The 18696-nt window shown below is 62.5% G+C and carries 17 protein-coding genes and 1 pseudogene; 5 read left to right on the forward strand and 13 right to left on the reverse strand.

Annotation, left to right across the window (positions count from 1 at the left end):
- Positions 1 to 1068, forward strand: coding sequence for a class I SAM-dependent methyltransferase (locus ACO07W_RS04145; RefSeq protein WP_421841034.1), 1068 nt, complete (start codon positions 1 to 3; stop codon positions 1066 to 1068).
- On the opposite strand, the gene coaD is transcribed toward ACO07W_RS04145, so the two are convergent.
- From coaD to ACO07W_RS04175, 6 genes are all read right to left on the reverse strand, one after another.
- Positions 1069 to 1563, reverse strand: a complete 495-nt coding sequence (coaD, locus tag ACO07W_RS04150) for a pantetheine-phosphate adenylyltransferase (RefSeq protein ID WP_421841036.1) — start codon at positions 1561 to 1563, stop codon at positions 1069 to 1071.
- Positions 1564 to 1586: 23 nt separating this feature from the next.
- Positions 1587 to 2141, reverse strand: a complete 555-nt coding sequence (gene rsmD, locus ACO07W_RS04155; protein ID WP_421845802.1) for a 16S rRNA (guanine(966)-N(2))-methyltransferase RsmD — start codon at positions 2139 to 2141, stop codon at positions 1587 to 1589.
- Positions 2138 to 5533: a pyruvate carboxylase gene (locus ACO07W_RS04160; RefSeq protein ID WP_421841038.1), complete on the reverse strand. Its 3396-nt coding sequence runs from the start codon at positions 5531 to 5533 to the stop codon at positions 2138 to 2140. Before ACO07W_RS04160 ends, rsmD begins: the two co-directional genes overlap by 4 nt.
- Positions 5534 to 5575: 42 nt before the next feature.
- Positions 5576 to 6235, reverse strand: a complete 660-nt coding sequence (locus tag ACO07W_RS04165; RefSeq protein ID WP_421841040.1) for a vitamin K epoxide reductase family protein — start codon at positions 6233 to 6235, stop codon at positions 5576 to 5578.
- 5 nt (positions 6236 to 6240) lie between these two features.
- Positions 6241 to 6996, reverse strand: coding sequence for a DsbA family protein (locus tag ACO07W_RS04170; RefSeq protein ID WP_421845803.1), 756 nt, complete (start codon positions 6994 to 6996; stop codon positions 6241 to 6243).
- Between the two features lie 161 nt (positions 6997 to 7157).
- Positions 7158 to 8276, reverse strand: coding sequence for an alpha/beta hydrolase (locus tag ACO07W_RS04175; protein ID WP_421841042.1), 1119 nt, complete (start codon positions 8274 to 8276; stop codon positions 7158 to 7160).
- 201 nt (positions 8277 to 8477) lie between these two features.
- Here ACO07W_RS04175 and ACO07W_RS04180 point away from each other — a divergent pair.
- Both ACO07W_RS04180 and ACO07W_RS04185 read left to right on the forward strand, forming a co-directional pair.
- Positions 8478 to 8654 (forward strand): annotated as a pseudogene (locus tag ACO07W_RS04180) (oxidoreductase); the annotation flags it as partial.
- Positions 8655 to 8717: 63 nt separating this feature from the next.
- Positions 8718 to 9506 (forward strand): aldo/keto reductase, encoded by a 789-nt coding sequence (locus ACO07W_RS04185; protein WP_421845804.1) that lies wholly within the window; start codon positions 8718 to 8720, stop codon positions 9504 to 9506.
- A 10-nt stretch (positions 9507 to 9516) separates the two neighbouring features.
- On the opposite strand, the gene ACO07W_RS04190 is transcribed toward ACO07W_RS04185, so the two are convergent.
- From ACO07W_RS04190 to ACO07W_RS04200, 3 genes are read right to left on the reverse strand one after another with little or no spacing between them, the layout of a single operon-like run.
- Positions 9517 to 10230, reverse strand: coding sequence for an HNH endonuclease family protein (locus tag ACO07W_RS04190; RefSeq protein ID WP_421841044.1), 714 nt, complete (start codon positions 10228 to 10230; stop codon positions 9517 to 9519).
- Positions 10227 to 12470 (reverse strand): ATP-dependent DNA helicase RecG, encoded by a 2244-nt coding sequence (gene recG / locus ACO07W_RS04195; RefSeq protein ID WP_421841046.1) that lies wholly within the window; start codon positions 12468 to 12470, stop codon positions 10227 to 10229. Before recG ends, ACO07W_RS04190 begins: the two co-directional genes overlap by 4 nt.
- Before the next feature lie 2 nt (positions 12471 to 12472).
- Positions 12473 to 14149 (reverse strand): DAK2 domain-containing protein, encoded by a 1677-nt coding sequence (locus ACO07W_RS04200; RefSeq protein ID WP_421841048.1) that lies wholly within the window; start codon positions 14147 to 14149, stop codon positions 12473 to 12475.
- A 497-nt stretch (positions 14150 to 14646) separates the two neighbouring features.
- Here ACO07W_RS04200 and rpmB point away from each other — a divergent pair, with 497 nt between their 5' ends.
- The gene (gene rpmB, locus ACO07W_RS04205) at positions 14647 to 14841 is read left to right on the forward strand and encodes a 50S ribosomal protein L28 (protein WP_421841050.1); all 195 of its coding nucleotides are present in this window, start codon (positions 14647 to 14649) and stop codon (positions 14839 to 14841) included.
- 76 nt (positions 14842 to 14917) lie between these two features.
- Here the strand turns inward: rpmB and ACO07W_RS04210 are convergent, their stop codons facing one another.
- Genes ACO07W_RS04210 through ACO07W_RS04220 form a run of 3 tightly spaced genes read right to left on the reverse strand, consistent with a single transcriptional unit; the run spans position 14918 to position 16725 of the window.
- The gene (locus ACO07W_RS04210) at positions 14918 to 15601 is read right to left on the reverse strand and encodes a uracil-DNA glycosylase (RefSeq protein ID WP_421841052.1); all 684 of its coding nucleotides are present in this window, start codon (positions 15599 to 15601) and stop codon (positions 14918 to 14920) included.
- Positions 15598 to 15747 carry a hypothetical protein gene (locus ACO07W_RS04215; protein WP_421841054.1) on the reverse strand — a complete coding sequence of 50 codons (150 nt, stop codon included), beginning with the start codon at positions 15745 to 15747 and terminating at the stop codon, positions 15598 to 15600. Before ACO07W_RS04215 ends, ACO07W_RS04210 begins: the two co-directional genes overlap by 4 nt.
- Positions 15748 to 15756: 9 nt before the next feature.
- Positions 15757 to 16725 (reverse strand): thiamine-phosphate kinase, encoded by a 969-nt coding sequence (locus ACO07W_RS04220; RefSeq protein ID WP_421841056.1) that lies wholly within the window; start codon positions 16723 to 16725, stop codon positions 15757 to 15759.
- A 196-nt stretch (positions 16726 to 16921) separates the two neighbouring features.
- Between ACO07W_RS04220 and ACO07W_RS04225 the strand changes: the two genes are divergently transcribed.
- The gene (locus ACO07W_RS04225; RefSeq protein ID WP_421841058.1) at positions 16922 to 17491 is read left to right on the forward strand and encodes a DUF3515 domain-containing protein; all 570 of its coding nucleotides are present in this window, start codon (positions 16922 to 16924) and stop codon (positions 17489 to 17491) included.
- Here ACO07W_RS04225 and ACO07W_RS04230 read toward each other — a convergent pair.
- Complete coding sequence (locus tag ACO07W_RS04230; protein WP_421841060.1) at positions 17488 to 18651, reverse strand: D-alanine--D-alanine ligase family protein; 1164 nt, start codon at positions 18649 to 18651, stop codon at positions 17488 to 17490. The genes ACO07W_RS04225 and ACO07W_RS04230 overlap by 4 nt on opposite strands.
- Positions 18652 to 18696: the final 45 nt, after the last annotated feature.

Below are 18696 nucleotides of genomic sequence, written 5' to 3' on the forward strand. Positions count from 1 at the left end.
ATGACTGACCCGACCGATCACCGTTGGCATTTATCAAAAGGACTGGCCGTGGCACAGAAGATGACAACCCTCAGCGACAGGATCGGCGCGCTTCGCAGTCTGCTACGAATAAGCGATAGCGAATACGAAGCCTTCATGAACACCTATAGTCAGCTATTCATAAATTCACCTGAAAATACCAAGACTGACTACGAAAACGGCGTGCCCATGGCGGGCTACAAGCAAGGTAGCAGCAAAGATCTAGAGCTGTACTACCGAATCATCCATCTATTGTGCACGCTGGGCTCCGTGGAGAAAATGTACATGCCTCCGGTGCTAAACCCGAAAAAATCGGTGATGGAGAATCAGATTCTCCTAGAAGAAAAGATGGGCAGCGACCTCAACGTCGGCCCAGGGTCGAAAGTACTGGAGATCGGCTGCGGCTGCGGCGCCATCGCCGCCAGCATGCAGGAGATTACCGGCGCCACCATGTATGGCATCAACATCGATCCATCACAAATCGAGAAGTCATGGCGCAACCCAGCACTCCGGAAGGAAAATTTTTCCGTCGGCGATTTCAACAAACGCTTTCCGTTTCCCGATAACTCGTTCGATTCGGTCTACGCAATACAACCGATGACCTACATCTCGGAGCCCGATCACACACTCACCGAAATATACCGCGTTTTGAAACCCGGCGGAGTTTTCGGATTCAACGATGTCGCGGCGCTGGACAACTACGATCGCAACAATAGCACTCATCAACTGTTGATTCAGCACACACGCGAACTCACCGCCTTTGGCGGATTCTGGCACTACAAGTACTGGGAGGACGCGTTCAGGAAGCCTGGATTCGAGCTACTCAAATCCGAACCTCAAATGGCGGTGGAAAACATCAAGAAAGAAGTCGCCCTCTACGACAAGTACGAGAAGGCGTTCTCATTTCTTTCGAAGATCCATGTGATTCCTCGCAAAATCTTCTTGCTGATCCGTCGCATGCACGCCAATTGCAATTCCTACATAACGGCCGAGGAAAAGGGCTTGATCTCCCTCAACTGGTACGCGATCATGCGGAAAGCAGAAGCCTAGCTACGAGCCTTCACTCACACTGAATCCAAAACGCTCGCGCAGCCGTCGGTTCACTGATTCAGGCAACAACTCGGACACATCACCACCGAGCATCGCGACCTCTTTGGCCAACGAAGACGACACGAACGAATACTGCGGCGTAGTCGCAACAAAAAAGGTGTCGACGCCAGCAATATGCTTATTCATCTGGGCCATCTGCAGCTCGTACTCAAAGTCGGTTCCGGTACGCAGACCCTTTACGATAGCGGTCATCCCAAGGGATCTGACGAAGTCGACAACCAGACCTTCACCGGCCTCCACCCGCAAGTTGGGCAGGTGCGTCGTCGATTCGCCGATCATCGCTATCCGGTCTTCGAGATCGAACATGCCTTTTTTGATCGGGTTGAGCAGAATCGCAACGACCACTTCGTCGAACTGGGCCGCCGCACGCTCGAATACGTCTATATGACCCAACGTCACCGGATCAAACGACCCCGGACATACCGCACCGCTCATGTGCGATGACGCTACACGGTGGTTCAGAGCCGCTCAGCCAGCTCCAAACGGGTGTCGCCGTAAACCCGCTGCGGCCATGGACTCCAACCGGCCGGCCAGGTCAACGGCGCGCTGGTGGCTGCTCGCTCCACCACCGCAACGGTTGATTCGTGCACCCAGCCATACGTGGCGAGTCCTTCCACGAGAACATCAACCTCGACAGTGGCCATGTCGTAGGGGGGGTCGGCCAGCACAAGGTCCACCGGGGAGGAGGTTCCAGCCTTCACCACCGCCGAAACCGCGCCTCGGCGCAGCGTCGCGCCGGCAAGCCCCAGAGTCGCCACGTTGCGCGCGATAACCGCCGCGGTGCGCTGATCGGATTCCACGAAAAGCGCGGATGCGGCCCCTCGGGATAACGCCTCCAGACCCAGCGAACCTGAACCGGCATACAGGTCCAGCACCGCTAGACCCGCCAAATCCCGATGTGCGGTAACAATGTTGAACAGTGACTCGCGCACCCGGTCGGTGGTCGGCCTGGTACCACGCGCCGGGACGATGATGCGCCGCCCCCCAGCGACGCCGGCGATGATCCGGGTCAGCTGACTACCACCAGCAAGTCTCCGCCTTCGACTTGTGCGGTGCTCGACACAGCTACGCGCTCGACCACACCATCGTCGGGCGCTGTGATCGGCGCTTCCATTTTCATTGCCTCGATAGTAGCGATGGTCTGACCAGTACTGACGTGCTCACCGGCGGAGACTGCAACCGTGACAACCCCGGCGAAGGGTGCGGCGATGTGCCCTGGGTTGCCCCGCTCGGCTTTTTCGGCAGTCGGCACCGAACTGGCGATGCTGCGGTCGCGCACCAACACCGGCCGCAGCTGACCGTTGATGATGCACATAACCGTTCGCATGCCTCGCTCGTCAGGCTCAGAGATGGCCTCAAGACCGATCAACAGTTCAACCCCGGGCTCCAGCCTCACCTTGTGCTCTTCGCCTTGCCGCAAGCCGTAAAAGAACTGGTTGGCCGACAATTGCGACGTGTCGCCGTAGCTTTCACGGTGCTCCACAAATTCCTTTGTCGGGATGGGAAATAGCAGTCGATTCAGGGCCGCTTGGCGAGTAGGCCCGGCCAGCGACAGCGCAGCCGCATCGTCCGCTGTCAAGTGCTGCGTCGGCCTGGCCGACGTCCGGCCCGCCAACGCCGCGGAACGCAACGGCTCGGGCCACCCACCGGCAGGATCACCCAGCTCGCCTCGAAGGAACCCCAATACAGATTCCGGAATATCGAATCGCGCTGGCTCAGCAGCGAACTCATCGGCACTAACACCGGCGCCAACCAGCGCCAACGCCAGATCTCCGACCACCTTCGATGACGGAGTGACCTTAATTAACCTACCCAGTACCCGGTCGGCGCCGGCGTAGGCCTCCTCGACCTCCTCAAACCGATCCCCCAGCCCCAAAGCAATTGCCTGCTGGCGCAGGTTGGACAACTGCCCGCCTGGAATCTCGTGATGGTAGACACGTCCCGTCGGCCCCGGTAAACCGGATTCGAAGGGCGCATATACCTTTCGCAAAACCTCCCAGAACGGCTCCAACGCGGATACCGCAGAAAGCGACAGACCGGTGTCGTACTCGGTGTTCGCGGCCGCAGCAACGATAGAACTCAATGCGGGCTGGCTAGTGGTTCCTGCCAGCGGTGCCGCAGCGCCATCGACGGCGTCAGCACCTGCATGCCACGCAGCAACATAGCTGGCCAACTGGCCGCCCGGTGTGTCGTGGGTGTGCACGTGCACCGGCAGATCGAATCGACTGCGTAACGCACTGACCAACCGCTGGGCTGCCGACGCGCGCAACAATCCAGCCATATCCTTGATGGCTAGCACATGCGCGCCGGCTTCCACGATCTGCTCGGCGAGTTTGAGGTAATAGTCGAGCGTGTACAGGCGCTCTGCCGGGTCAGCCAGATCCCCCGTATAGCACATCGCCACTTCTGCTACTGCACAACCTGTTTCGCGTACAGCATCGATCGCCGGACGCATCGATTCAAGGTTGTTGAGTGCGTCGAAGATGCGGAATATATCGACGCCGGTGGCCGTTGCTTCTTCCACGAATGCCGACGTGACCGTCTCCGGATACGGCGTGTAGCCAACGGTATTGCGACCCCGCAGCAGCATCTGAAGACAGATATTCGGCATTGCTGCACGCAACATGGCGAGCCGCTCCCACGGATCTTCCTTCAAAAACCGCAGCGCCACATCGTAAGTCGCACCACCCCAGCACTCTACCGACAGAAGCTGCGGGGTGAGCCGGGCAATGTAGGGGGCGACCACCAACAGGCCACTGGTACGGACGCGGGTGGCCAGCAACGACTGATGCGCATCGCGAAACGTGGTGTCAGTAACACCTACAGCCGCAGAAGTCCTCATCCAACGTGCGAAACCCTCCGGCCCCAACTCGACGAGTTGTTGCTTGGACCCGGCGGGCGGCGCCGCTGCCAGGTCGATGTCGGGCAGCTTGTCATGTGGGTAGATCTTCGACGGGCGTGAGCCGTGCGGCTTGTTGACGGTAACGTCGGCTAGATAGTTCAAGATCTTGGTGCCGCGGTCGGCGGACCCTCGCGCGGTCAGCAGCTGCGGCCGGTCGTCGATAAACGATGTGGTGATATGTCCGTCCCGGAAGTCCGGATCGTCCAGGACCGCCTGCAGGAAGGGAATATTCGTCGACACCCCTCGAATCCGGAACTCCGCGATGGCCCGCCGCGCGCGAGCTACCGCAGTTGGAAAGTCACGGCCCCGGCAAGTCAACTTAACCAGCATCGAGTCAAAGTGCGCACTGATCTCGGCACCCAGGTTAGTGCTGCCGTCCAGCCGGATACCGGCACCGCCGGGCGTGCGCAGAGCGCTTATCCGACCGGTGTCAGGACGAAAACCATTCGCCGGATCCTCGGTCGTGATCCGGCACTGCAGCGCTGCGCCGTGCGGCATGATGGCTTGCTGCCGCAGCCCCAGATCATCGAGCGTCTCCCCCGCAGCAATGCGCAACTGACTAGCGACCAGGTCGACGTCGGTGATCTCCTCGGTCACAGTGTGCTCGACCTGAATCCGCGGGTTCATCTCTATGAACACATATCGACCACTCTCATCGAGCAGAAACTCAACGGTACCCGCGAAGCTGTAGCCGATATGGCGGGCGAAGGCAACCGCATCTGCACACATCTGGTCACGTAGCTTGGCGTCCAGATGCGGCGCTGGGGCCAGTTCGATGACCTTTTGATGGCGACGCTGCAGACTACAGTCACGCTCATGCAGATGGATGACGTTGCCGCGAGTGTCAGCCAGAATCTGCACCTCGATGTGGCGTGGATTGACCACCGCCTGCTCGAGATAAACCGTGGGATCGCCGAACGACGATTCGGCTTCCCGACTGGCAGCTTCAACCGCTTCCGCTAAACCTGCAATATCGCTGACGCGGCGCATACCGCGGCCTCCGCCACCCGCAACGGCTTTGACGAACAAAGGAAACCGCATGCCGGGTTGAGCCGAACCGGCCGCCGCAACCAGTTCGTCCGCCGAAGCCGAGGGCGCCGACGACATGAGCACTGGCAGACCCGCTTCTGCGGCCGCAGCGATCGCGCGGGACTTGTTTCCAGTCAGCTCTAGCACTTCAGCACCGGGACCAACGAAGGTGATGCCGGCAGCCGCGCATGCCGCAGCCAAATCAGGGTTCTCCGACAGAAATCCGTAGCCCGGGTACACGGCGTCGGCACCCGCCCGAATAGCCGTTTCGACGATCTCGTCGACCGACAGATAGGCGCGCACGGGGTGTCCGACGTCGCCGATCTGATAGGACTCGTCGGCCTTAAGGCGATGCTGCGAGTTGCGGTCCTCGTACGGGTAGACAGCCACCGTGCCGATTCCCAATTCGTAGGCGGCGCGGAATGCGCGAATCGCGATCTCGCCGCGATTGGCTACCAGTACTTTGGAGATCACCTTGGCCCCTTACCCTCGCCCCGCCTCGTGAGTTTGAGACGCTCAGATGAGCGTCGACCAATAGTCCCAGAAGCGGACCATGATGAGCAGAAACACTGCCGTGAACCAGAGTGCGGCAATGGACCATCGCCATTGGTAAACCACCCGAGTAACCGCACGGGCGCGGCGCCTCGGTCCGTTTCTCTCGCCTGCGACCGATGGCCGAAACACAACGGCAGCGGTCACCACCAACAGAGTGATGGTGTCCGCCCAAACCACCATGCAATATGGGCACAACGCACCGATGCGGTACAGGCTCTGGAATATCAGCCAATGCACGAACACCGCGCCGCTTAGGGTGCCGAGCGCCAAACCTAACCAGTACCACCGCGGCAAAGGAACTTTAGCCACCGCCAGCACTCCGGTGACCACCACCACGGTGAAGCCCGCAATACCGACGAGCGGGTTGGGAAAACCCAGCAACGACGCCTGAGGTGTTGTCATCACCGAGCCGCATGACAACACGGGGTTGATGTTGCAGGGCGGCACATAATCCGAGTCGAGAAGAATCCTGATCTTCTCCACCGTCAGCGCCATCGAAAACAACAGACCCATCGAACCTGCGATCAGCACCCACCACGCGCTAGCCCCCGGCACTCGGACGTCGCTGCCAGCATCCGGCGCCAGGTCGCCGGATCGCTCGGCGGGTTGAGCTGACACCACGTTCGTCAGGACGTCTCGGGGGCTACCGCCGCGTCAAGGCCCGGCACATCGCCCACGATTTCCTTGATCTTGGCGACCAGCGCTTCCGGTGTGGACCAATCGTAGTCAGCGCCGTTGATCCGAACGGTGGGAGTTGCGTGCACATTCGAAGCGGCGGCCAGGCCGTCGACCATCTTGATGTACTTCCCACTGTTGACGCAGTCCGGCACCTTGCCCACTACCCCGGCTTCACGGGCGATTTCAATCAACCGCGCGTTGTCGGGAAAAGATTTGCCGACTTCCGAGGGCTGGATGTCCTTGCTGAACAATGCGGTGTGGAAACGACGGAAAGCGTCGAGGGACTCGTCGGCTACGCAGTAGGCCGCGGCACCCGCGCGCGACGGATAATCCTGATTCATCGGGCTGTCGAGAATAGCGACCATGGAATAGTCGGCCGCGATGGCACCGGTGTCGATGAGCTTGGACACGGTCGGCCCGAATCCACGCTCGAAACTACCGCACGCCGGGCATAGGAAGTCCTCATAGAACGACACCACCGCTTTGGGCTCGTCGGTGCCGGGCCGGGTTACCAGCTTGCTCGACGCCACACGGACCGAGTGGCCCGACCCAGTGGCTTGATGGTGCGATGTCACGATGTAAAAGACGAGCGCAACTGCGAAGACCACCACGAACGCGGTGCCACCGATCTGGATAAGCCAGCCGGATTTGGCACCGGCGGACTTCAGGTCGAATCGCGCTGAGCGTTTAGGTTTGTCGGCCACGGTTTCGCTGATCCTCACTTATTCGATTCGTCGGTTGTTGCCCCGACCAAGGTCAGGCGACGGCGCTTCCACACTACCGGCGGCTTTGACAGTACCGGCGGCATCGAGTGGAGAGCGCGCCCGGCGACGATCCAGACCGCGAATAGGCCGAGCAGTACGGTTCAGACCCGGCTCAGGTGAGCCCGCAGCGCCGAAATCAGTTCACGTGTCCCGTCCGCACTGCCGCCGCCAAGCTGAAACAGACTGAGGAACCCATGCGTCAGCGAACCCAGGCGACGCACGTCGACCGGGGTGCCAGCGGCTTGCAGCGCTTTTGCGTAGCTTTCACCCTCATCGCGGAGCGGGTCAAAACCCGCAACGGCAATGAGCGCGGGAGCCAACCCCGACAACGATTCGGCCAGCAGCGGTGATATCCGCGGGTCAGCCGCATCGATATCGGCATCCCTGAGGTATTGCGCATGGAACCAATCGATGTCGCGCTTAGTGAGCAGGAAGCCATCGGAAAACAGCCCCATCGACCGTGTCTTCGCAGTGAAATCGGTCCTCGGATAGAGCAGCCACTGCAGCACAGGCGCGGGCCCACCGCTTTCACGTGCCAACTGGGCTACCACAGCCGCTAAATTGCCGCCCGCACTATCGCCGCCAACCGCGACCTTGCCCGGCAGTGCGCCGAGTTCCTGGGCGTGCTCGTATGCCCACGTGAACGCCGCATAGGCATCGTCGACCGCAGCCGGCGCCGGATGCTCGGGAGCCAACCGATAGTCGATCGCCAGGACGTGTATCTCGGCGTCGCGGCACGTCAACCGGCACAGCGCGTCATGGGTCTCCAAATCCCCGATCGTCCAGCCACCGCCGTGATAGAAGACAAGCAATGGAGCCGGCAACCGACTGAGCGGGCGATAGTGGCGCGCCCGGATCTCGCCGGCCGGACCAGGGATCGACACGTCGGTGACGCCGACGTGAATCTGCGGACCGGGCATCGCCGCGCACATTTCCCGCATGTGAGCGCGAGCGACGATGGGATTGTCATTGACGACCATGCCGCTCATGCCGAGGATCCGCCAGCTCGACAACACCAGCTGTAGCGTGAGGTCAAGAGTATTACCGTCGATGACGACCGATCGACGGCCGGTAAGCAGCTGCTTCGCGGCCATCGGTATCCCTGGGATGACCTTCACACCGAAGCGGCTGACAGTGTCCCGGAGGTGACTAGCCCACTGGCTAGGCACGCGCAGCGTGTCGGGATTGAGGCCCGGCCCCCCTGCCAGACTCTTTGTCATTGCCTGCTCCCTGGGAAAACGTGGTCAAACTGGACGCACAACTGTACGTGGTAACCCTAGCGGCGAATACCGCCCACAGCTGCGCCTCGGCTCAGCTGAGCTGTGACCCGCGCACGAACTTGAGTACCTCGACGATCTCAACCCGATTGCCACCGCCGTCGAAGGCCGAGGTCAGTCATGAGCCCAGGTGTTGATTGGTGACATATTCACCTGAGTAATATCGTGATCCCCGAGTCAGCTAGACCCACCCGGATTGCGAGCAACATCGACGTGTTGGACTTTGAACTCAACCGCGACGACATGGCGTCGATTTCCTCGCTCGAAGATGGAGCCCGGCTTGGCCCACATCCGAGATCCTTCAATTTCGCAGGTAGGTGAGATACGTTGGCTGGCGATTCGGTCGCGGCGGTCCCTTCAATCGCACTCAATGACGAGCACACGATGCCGGTGCTTGGCCTTGGCGTCGCGGAATTATCGGATGACGAGACCGAACGCACGGTATCGGCCGCCCTGGAGATCGGGTGTCGTCTCATCGATACCGCCGCGGCGTACGGCAACGAGGCTGCCGTCGGGCGCGCGATCGCATCCTCTGGGATTCCACGGGAAGAACTGTTCGTCACGACCAAGCTAGCGACCGCTGACCAGGGTTTCAGCGTATCTCAGGAGGCTTGCAGCGCCAGCTTGGAGCGACTCGGTTTGGACTACGTCGACCTCTATCTGATTCACTGGCCGGCCCCGCCGGTAGGCAAATACGTGGACGCCTGGGGCGGTCTGATTCAGTCCCGCGGCGAGGGGCACGCTCGGTCGATAGGTGTGTGCAACTTCACCGAAGAACACATTTCGACGCTAATTGACCTCACGTTCGTCACCCCGGCCGTCAACCAGATAGAGCTACACCCCCAACTCAACCAGCACGAACTGCGTCACTCCAATGCTCAGCAGAACGTCGTCACGCAGTCCTACACTCCGCTGGTCCACGGCCGACTGATGGACAATCCAACCGTGACCTCGGTCGCCGCCGCGTACGACAAGACACCCGCGCAGGTGATGCTGCGGTGGAATCTGCAATTAGGCAATGCGGTCATCTTCCGCTCAACCAAACCCGACCGGATCGCCAGCAATCTTGATGTTTTCGGCTTCGAACTGGCCACCGAGCACATGGACACGTTGAACAGCCTCAATGACGGCACCCGGGTATGGGGAGATCCACTAACCTACGCCGGCACCTGAGCACTGCGGTTTACCCCGTTGGGCAGGTGGCTGCGGCCGCCCGCAGCACAGCCGTCGAAGCCCTGTCAACGGGTAATGAGTAACCACGCAGCACAACGATGAACTGCATAGCGTACTGGCAATAGAACGCCTTGTTCGGCGGCATCCAGCGAGCCGGCGGTGAATCGCCTTTATCCTGATTGGCCTGCCCCTGGACAGCCAGCAAGTTAGCTGGATCGTTGGCGAACCGCAGCCGCGCCGCATCGGCCCAGCCGAAGGCACCCATGTCCCAGGCATACGACAGCGGGACAATATGGTCGATCTGAACCGAAGCACCAACACCGGCGCCCCGTTGGAAGGCAACGGTGCTGTTCGTGTAGGGGTCATGCAGAGTCCCGGTGGCCACGGCATGCGGACACCGTCTGATCGCCACATACGTCTTGTCGACGAGATCCCGGTTGAGGATGTCGTTGCGGGTATCACACCCGTTGTGGCCCCCAGGCGCCCCGTTGTTGTCACTCCAGGCGACCCCGAACGCCTTCCTACGGTAGTCGTAGCGATGCATCCGGCGGGGCAACACCTCAATGCCCGCGAGCACGTCGGTGCCCGGCTGCACTGTCGGGAGGTCAGCGCGCGCCGCGAACTCGTCGGACTGCCTGGCCGCCGATGAATCTAACGTCTGATGAGCCACCACCAGCGCGAGCACAGCGCTCACCGACAGACATAACAGCAATTTTCGGCTCATGCCTTGTCCAAGTATTCAATGCGTTCGGTTTCGGTGAATCGCGCTGCCAACAAAGCCAATCCGGGATGCGCTGGCGCAGAACACGTGTGGGCGCGAGTACAGAAGTCCCGCGCGGCTTCGATGAACTCCCGGTGATCGGCCAGCGAAAGCAAACGTAGTGTGATCGCCTTGCCAGACTGGTTGCGGCCCAGTACGTCTCCTTCCCGACGCTCTTTGAGATCGAGCTCGGCGAGGGCGAAGCCGTCCATGGTCTCGGCGACCGCGCACAGCCGACGACCGGCCGGGCCTCCCGGCGAAACCCAGCTGGCCAGCAGGCACAAACTCGGATACTCGCCACGTCCGATGCGCCCACGCAGCTGATGTAACTGGCTGATGCCGAACCGGTCGGCGTCCATCACCAGCATTACCGTCGCGTTGGGCACGTCCACACCAACCTCAATGACGGTGGTACACACCAACACATCGATCTCGCCGGACCGAAAAGATGCCATAGCGGCATCCTTGTCGTCGGGGGACAACCGTCCGTGCATGAGTCCGAGTCGCAGATTCGCCAGCTCACCGGAACGTAGTCGAGCGTATAGGCCTTCGGCCGTGGCTGAAGGCCTGACGCCAGCCTGACCATTCTTTGCCTGTCCACCACCAACATCGCGCTCGTCGGTCTCGTCGATTCGAGGCGCGACGACGTAGGCTTGGCGGCCAACTGCGACCTCCTCGACGATGCGCTGCCAGGCACGGTCGAGCCAGGTGGGCTTGTCCTTCACGAAGATCACGTTGGTGGTGATCGGTTGGCGTCCGCGCGGGAGTTCACGCAACGTCGAGGTCTCGAGGTCACCGTAGACAGTCAACGCGACGGTTCGCGGTATCGGCGTGGCAGTCATCACCAGCAAGTGCGGGGTAACACCGGCCGGGGCCTTGGCACGCAATTGGTCTCGTTGTTCGACACCAAACCGGTGCTGCTCATCAACCACCACCATGCCTAAGTTGTGAAATTCGACCGCGTCCTGCAGCAGTGCGTGAGTTCCAATAACGATTCCGGCCTGACCGCTAACAATCTCAGCGCGGACTTGCTTCTTCTGGGGCGCGGTCATAGAGCCGGTGAGCAGGATTACCCGAGTAGCGATTTCAGACCCGCCGAGCTGGCCTCCCATCGCCAATGGGCCCAGCACATCGCAGATCGATCGTAAATGTTGGGCGGCAAGAACTTCGGTCGGTGCGAGCAGCGCGCACTGGTAGCCTGCGTCCACCATCTGCAGCATCGCCAGTACCGCGACGATGGTCTTGCCGGACCCCACCTCGCCCTGCAACAGGCGGTTCAGCGGACGGGTCGCCCCAAGCCCTTCGGACAGCACCTCGAGCACCCGACGCTGGCCCTCGGTCAGCTCGAACGGCAATCTGCGCGACAGTTCAGCAACCAGACCGCCAGATCGCGGCGGCGCCGGGGGCCCCGATTCCGATAACTCACCATGGCGGCGAGCCACCAAAGCCCACTGCAGACCTACGGCCTCGTCGAAAGTCAGCCGTTCGCGGGCACGCCGACGTGTGGATTCGCTTTCGGCCAAGTGGATGGCGCGCAACGCTTCATCTTCGGACATCAGATCGTGCTGGGCACACAGTTCCGCAGGCAACGGGTCGGCCACGGGATCGAGGACGTCGAGCACCTGGCGCACACACGCAAAGATGTCCCAACTCTGCAGCTTCGTGCTAGCCGGATAAATGGGATAGCAGCGACGTTCGAACTCCGACATCAACACCTCGCCGCTGACGGCTTGCGAGGCATCGGCGATGCTCTTCAGCGATCTGGTGCCGCGGTTTTTCCCGTCCGGCGAGTCGAGAATTAGGAAGGCCGGGTGGGTCAGATGCAGCTTTTCTCGGAAGAACTCGACCTCGCCGGAGAGCATTACCGTGGTGCCCTCGGTGAGCCCCTTCATGATGTAGCCCGCGTTGAAGAACGTGGCAGTCACCTTGCCTCGACCAGAACCGACGGTGACAAGTAGGTATTTCTTCCTGGGATTCTTCTTCATCGGGCGGGCTACGGCACCGGTGACCTTGTCGACCACGGTGATGTGCTCACCAGCTTGGGGACGCTCGCCGTCGGCGCCCCGCACCGTGGCGCCCTCGGTATAACTACGCGGGTAGTGCCGCAGCAAATCATCCACAGTCCGGATACCGAAGACGTCGTCGAGGCTGCCTGCAGCCTTGGCGCCGAGGACGCAATCCAGCCGATCGCCCAGCGACGCCACCGCTACTCCACCCCAATCAGCAGCGCGTCGCCACGGTGCCCGGTGAAATAGACCACCAGTTCGGTTCCCGGATGATGATCATGCACGTGCTTGTCCAAGATGTCAGAAATGTCCTCCGCCGCGTCCCCGTCAACGCGGGCACCCACCAGCATCGTTACCAACTCCCCTCCGGAGGCCAGCAACAGATCCAGCAGGCCGATCGCAGCCGCAGCAACGTCATCCGCGACAATCAGCACCTCGTCTCCTGCGATGCCCAGGCCATCGCCAGGATCGCAGGTCCCTGCCCAGGTCAACGCCTTTTCAGTGGCGACGCGCACCGATCCGTGCCGGGCGGCGCCGGCAGCGCGAGCCATGGTGTAGCCGTCGTCGACGGCATGGCGACCCGGGTCATGCACCGCCAGTGCAGCCAACCCCTGCACCATCGACCCAGTCGGCACGGGCACCACATCGATGCCCCAGCCGATGGCCGCCGTACAGCCAGCCACCAGTTCCTCGGCCGCCACATAGCCGTTGGGCAGCACCATCACCTGAGCGGCGCCGGTATCCACCACGGCCCGCACCAATTGATGAGCGCTGACCGGAGCAACAGGCGCGACCGCATCCTGATCCGGTCGCAGCACGCAGGCGCCCTCGTCGGCAAATAATGCAGCGGCACCGTCGCCGTCGACAACAGCCAGCACGGCGCGTTCCCGCGTCCAGCTGCCTGCAGGCAGTCCAGTGCCCGCTGTGCTCAACGCCGAGATCACGATCCGGCTCAATTGTCCTGCTGCGATTCCCGCTTGAATGGCGGCACCGGCGTCGTCGGTGTGGACGTGCACAGAGTAGCTGCCCTGCGTCGCCTCGGGAGCCTGCGCAATCGCCACCGATTCGCCCAGTTCCCGGAGCCGGTCCCGCAACCCGTCGGCCGCTGCGGCATCACAAGCCGACAGCAGGTACATCACTTCGAATTGCGGCGCGGGGCGGCTCGTGGCCGCGTCTGCCGGCAGCGGACGCGGCGACGGCTCATAGATGGAGCGCGCGGGCGCCTGCCCGATGATCGTCGAACGCAATGCGTCCAGCATGACTAGTAGGCCCCGGCCGCCGGCGTCGACTACACCTGCGTCGGCGAGGACGTCGAGCTGCTCAGGGGTCTTCTCTAAGGCGACAACGGCAGCATCACCAGCCGCGATGACTGCATCGGCCAGCCCCTCTCCACCGCTTACGCACCGCTCGACAGCACTGGCGGCCGCCCGCAGCACCGAAACAATGGTTCCCTCGATCTCATTGCCGCCCATCGATGCGACGACCAGCTCAACGCCACGCCACAGCGCGGCCGCAAGCAGTGCGGCGTCGACGGCCGGCACTGCCCAACCAGGGTCGGCGGCCGCACTTGCAGTCACATCGGCGAAGCCGCGCAGAATCTGGGACAAGATCACACCAGAGTTGCCGCGCGCTCCGTTCAGAGCGCCGGCAGACAGAGCGGCCGCGACTCGAGCGACATCGTCGGTGCCCGCCTGCGAATTGGCTTCAGCAAGCGCGGAACGCATGGTGAACAACATGTTGGCCCCGGTGTCAGAATCGGCCACCGGGAACACATTGAGCCGGTTGATTTCATCGATGTGGGTGATTAGGTCGCTGACGACGGTGTGCGCCCAGTCCCGCAGAGCCGCGGCGTCCAACACACGATCGGGCGTGCCCACCTTGACCCCACCTTCCTCCCCACCGGTCCCCGATTGGCGCCAGCGTAGCCTGGCGCAGATGGTGGACTCCTGGCTAGTTTGTGTCGGCCGTATAGGGAGCCGCTCCGCCCTCCGAGTTCTCGATGGCTCGACCGGGCGCTGCGCCCGCCAACAGGGCTGACAACGGGGGGTATCCGTGCGACCCCGGGCCCCGCCCGTGAATCTCCTTTCGATATAGCGCAGCGTAGCGACACACCCCGACAGTTTGACGCGCCAGCTTGATCGCGCAGGATAGCGGCCGGATTATGATTCTCGGTCGAGCACCGAAGGCGGGAGCTAGCGCATCCTGCCGAGCTAGAGCGGCGGTGGCGCCGCGTCGTCAGCTGCTACACACGCAGGATCGTTTTGGTGCTTGTCCACAACCCCGGCTATCCTGAGTTAGCCCGGGCCATCCCGGGCCATCCCGGGCTGTCCCGGCCAGCTTGCCGGACCCTAGCAAGAGATTTGAGGAGTTCAGAATGGCCGCTGTGTGCGATATCTGCGGGAAAGGCCCCGGCTTCGGTAAGTCGGTGTCGCACTCCCACCGCCGCACCAGCCGCCGGTGGGACCCCAACATCCAAACAGTGCACGTCGTGACCCGCCCCGGCGGCAACCGACAGCGACGCAACGTCTGCACATCCTGCATCAAGGCAGGCAAAGTCACCCGCGGCTAGAACCCACTAGGCCCGCACCAGCATCTCAGCCATCTCCGCACCGATCAGTCGGCGCGGGCAATCGCAGCTCACTCGGCTAGGGCAACCGCCAGTCGATCGGCGTTGCACCCATTCCCGCGAGCAGTTCGTTGGTGCGAGTGAACGGCCGGGACCCGAAGAACCCACGCGAAGCCGACAGCGGTGAGGGGTGCGGCGACTCGATCGCAGCGCAATTTTCGGCCTTCAGCATCGGCTTCAGGGTCGACGCGTCGCGGCCCCATAGAATGGCCACCATCGGCTGTGACCGCGCGGCCAGCGCGCGGATGGCGCACTCTGTGACCGCTTCCCAACCCTTGCCTCGATGCGAGGCGGGATTGCTGGGGCGTACAGTCAACACTCTGTTTAGGAGTAAAACACCGCGCTGCGCCCAGGGCGTCAGATCGCCGCACGCCGGCCGCGGATACCCCAGATCCGCCGCGTACTCCTCGAAAATATTCGCAAGGCTACGCGGCAGCGGACTCACCTTGGGCGCCACCGAGAAGCTAAGACCCACCGCATGCCCGGGTGTCGGGTAAGGGTCTTGCCCAACGATCAGGACTCGAACGCTGTCGAACGGGAAAGTAAAGGCGCGCAAGACGTTCGCCCCGGCGGGAAGGTACTTGCGCCCGGCGCTGAGTTCCGACCGGAGGAACTCCCCCAGCTTTGCCACCTGGTCGGCAACGGGCTCCAACGCGGCCGCCCAGCCCGGTTCCACGAGTGCGGACAGTGGCTGAGCGGTCACGCGGACTCCGCACCGATCTGCAGCGAGTCGCGGGCGACCCGCAGGGATTTCGGGCAACAACGGAAAACTCCCAGAAAGCTATCCTGGAAGCGGTCGAACGCGGCTCGGTCAGTGCACCTCGATTGGGCGATCACGTAGACGGTCACCGCGCCACACTAGCTCCCGAACGAATCCCAGCCCGCGTATCCTCCCCACTTTTGACCATCTACGAGCACCTCGGGCGGCCCCTCGACAACCCTCCCGATAACCCGCCAACCCACGGGTGTCGAACCAGCAAAACAAGCCACCAGGGCGTGGTCTTCACCGCCGCCGAGCACCCATGACCATGGGTCTGCACCGACTGCGGCCGCGACAGCAGCAAGCGCATCGCAGTCTGGCGTCAACGCCGCAGCAGACAACTCGATACTCACCCTGGAAGCGGCCGCAACATGTCGCAAATCAGCTACCAGACCGTCGGAGACGTCAATCATCGCCTGAGCCCCGGCCCCTGCGGCCGCGACTCCCTCGCCATAAGGCGGGTTGGGCACCACGTGCCGGCGTCGGAACTCATCGAACCCTTTAGTCCCGCTGTGCCACAACGCATAACCTGCAGCCGAGCCACCCAATTGCCCGGCGACAGCGACGACCGAACCAGCTTGCGCGCCGGCTCGCAATACCGGTAGCCGACCATCAAGGTGACCCAACACCGTCACCGACACTACCCACTGCGGACAGCGGACCAGATCGCCACCGGCTATCCCAGCGCCGATCCGATCCGCCTCGTCCCACATCCCGTTGACCAGCGCCCGAACCTGAACGGCTGGGGTGTCTGCTGGCCCGCCAAAACCCACCACGAAGGCCGTCGGTCGCGCGCCCATCGCCGCGATGTCGGCACCGTTAACAGCGATTGCCTTGCGGCCTACATCGTGCGGTGTCGACCAATCCAGCCGAAAGTGTCGATCCTGCACCAGCATGTCGGTCGAAACCACGGTTCGGCCATCGTCGGCTGATACCACCGCAGCATCATCGCCGGGCCCGAGCAACACCGCGGCGGGTTGCTGGCGGTCCCGAATCACCTGGTTGATTACGGCGAACTCGCCGAGCTGCCCGAGCGTCGGGGACTTCCCCGATGCGTCATCGCGCACGCCTCCTCCTCTGGTGCATTCTGGCCACGCAGGGATTCCCCAGCGGTCATCCGGCCTGCGGTACGTTGAAACCCTGCCTGCGCAGCCGGACCGCGCCAGTGTATGAGCCCACACGAACCAAAAGCACCAGATTAGGCCGCTAGCGGCTCCGCACAGCTAGGCGGGGCAGTCGACTCGAGACGGAGAGGCAGCGCAGTTGACCGCCGACGCCGATTCGGACCAACCACCGCGTGCCCTGATACTCGCCGCACTCGTGCTCGCCGTGGCGGCACTCGGGGTGATATTGGTCGTCGCGGCTACTCGACACGCCCCACAGCGACCAGTGCCAATACCGGCTGTGCCCGCACCGCAGGCCGCGAGCCCCTCATGCCAGGCGTTGATGGCGGCATTGCCGCAGCGACTCGGGGAATACGAGCGCACACCCGTGGCGCAACCGGCGCCCGAAGCCGCGACCGCCTGGCGAGCTGGCCCGGACGCCAATCCGGTGGTGTTGCGCTGCGGACTTGAGCGACCGGCAGACTTCGTCGTGGGGTCCCCCATCCAAATCGTCGACGGAGTGCAGTGGTTCCAGATCGGAGCCGAAGCGCAATCACGCGGCCCGGGGACCGCGACGGCTGACAGATCCACGTGGTACACCGTCGATCGACCGGTGTATGTGGCCCTGACGCTTCCCTCTGGATCGGGGCCCACCCCCATTCAGGACTTGTCCGACGTGATCGACCACACCATTGCGGCGGTGCCCATCGATCCGGCTCCGGTTGGCTAGCGTAGCCCGACTCCCCGTGCCAATGCCGTGTCAACCATGGTCGCCAGCAAGGTGGGATAGTCGACACCACTAGCTGCCCACATCCGCGGATACATCGATATTTCGGTGAACCCCGGAATCGTATTGATTTCGTTAATCACCGGCCCATCATCGGTCAGAAAGAAGTCCACCCTGGCCAGACCCTGGCAGTCGACAGCCGTGAACGCTCTGATTGCCAACTGGCGAACCGCGTCTGCGACATCGTCGTCGACCTTGGCGGGCACGTCCAATTCGGCCGAATCGTCGAGATATTTGGTCGCGAAATCGTAGAAAGAATCCTCACGCCCCCGCACCCCGGCAACTCGGATCTCGCCGAGCGTACTAGCTTCCACTGTGCCATCCGGCATTTCGAGCACACCGCATTCCAGTTCACGTCCGCTAATCGCAGCCTCGACAATAACCTTCGGATCATGCCGGCGGGCCTGGGCTACTGCGGCGGGCAGCTGGTCCCAGCTCGATACCCGGCTGACCCCGATCGACGAGCCACCCCGCGCCGGTTTAACGAATGCCGGCAAACCCAACCGCTCGCGTTCCTCGGGTTCCAGGGTCGCCCGTGACGGGCGCAACACAGCGTATTCCCCGATGGGAAGCCCCTCGGCATCGAAGAGTTTCTTGGTGAATTCTTTATCCATGCAGACGGCGCTGGCCAGCACTCCGGCACCGACGTAGGGAACACCGGCCAGTTCGAGCAGGCCCTGGAGGGTGCCGTCCTCGCCGTAGGGGCCATGCAACACCGGGAAAACCACGTCCACCGAAGCTAAAACCCCCGCGGCGCTGGTATCGGCGCTTGATTCCAGTGCCACCAACTGGCCACCTCGCCGCGGATCGGCGGGTAACGCCAGCTCAGTGCCCGATCCGAAATCTACCTGGGGCAGTTGCCGGTTAGTGATCGCCAGCGCATCAGGGTCACCGTCGGTGAGCACCCACGAACCTTCTGCGGTAATGCCGACGGCGATCACGTCAAACCGCTGTGGGTCAAGGTTACGCAGGATGCTGCCGGCGGAAACACACGAGATGCTGTGCTCGTTGCTGCGCCCACCGAACACGACGGCTACCCGAGTCCGGCCGCTGCGTGGTGGGAGTGGCGGCTCCGGTGTAACAGGCCGATCGCTGGCATTCACAACCTGGAGAGGCTACCCGGCCGGACGCCGGCAGGCCCGGGTTGT

It is taken from the genome of Mycobacterium sp. (assembly GCF_965230835.1).
Classification (GTDB): Bacteria; Actinomycetota; Actinomycetes; order Mycobacteriales; family Mycobacteriaceae; genus Mycobacterium.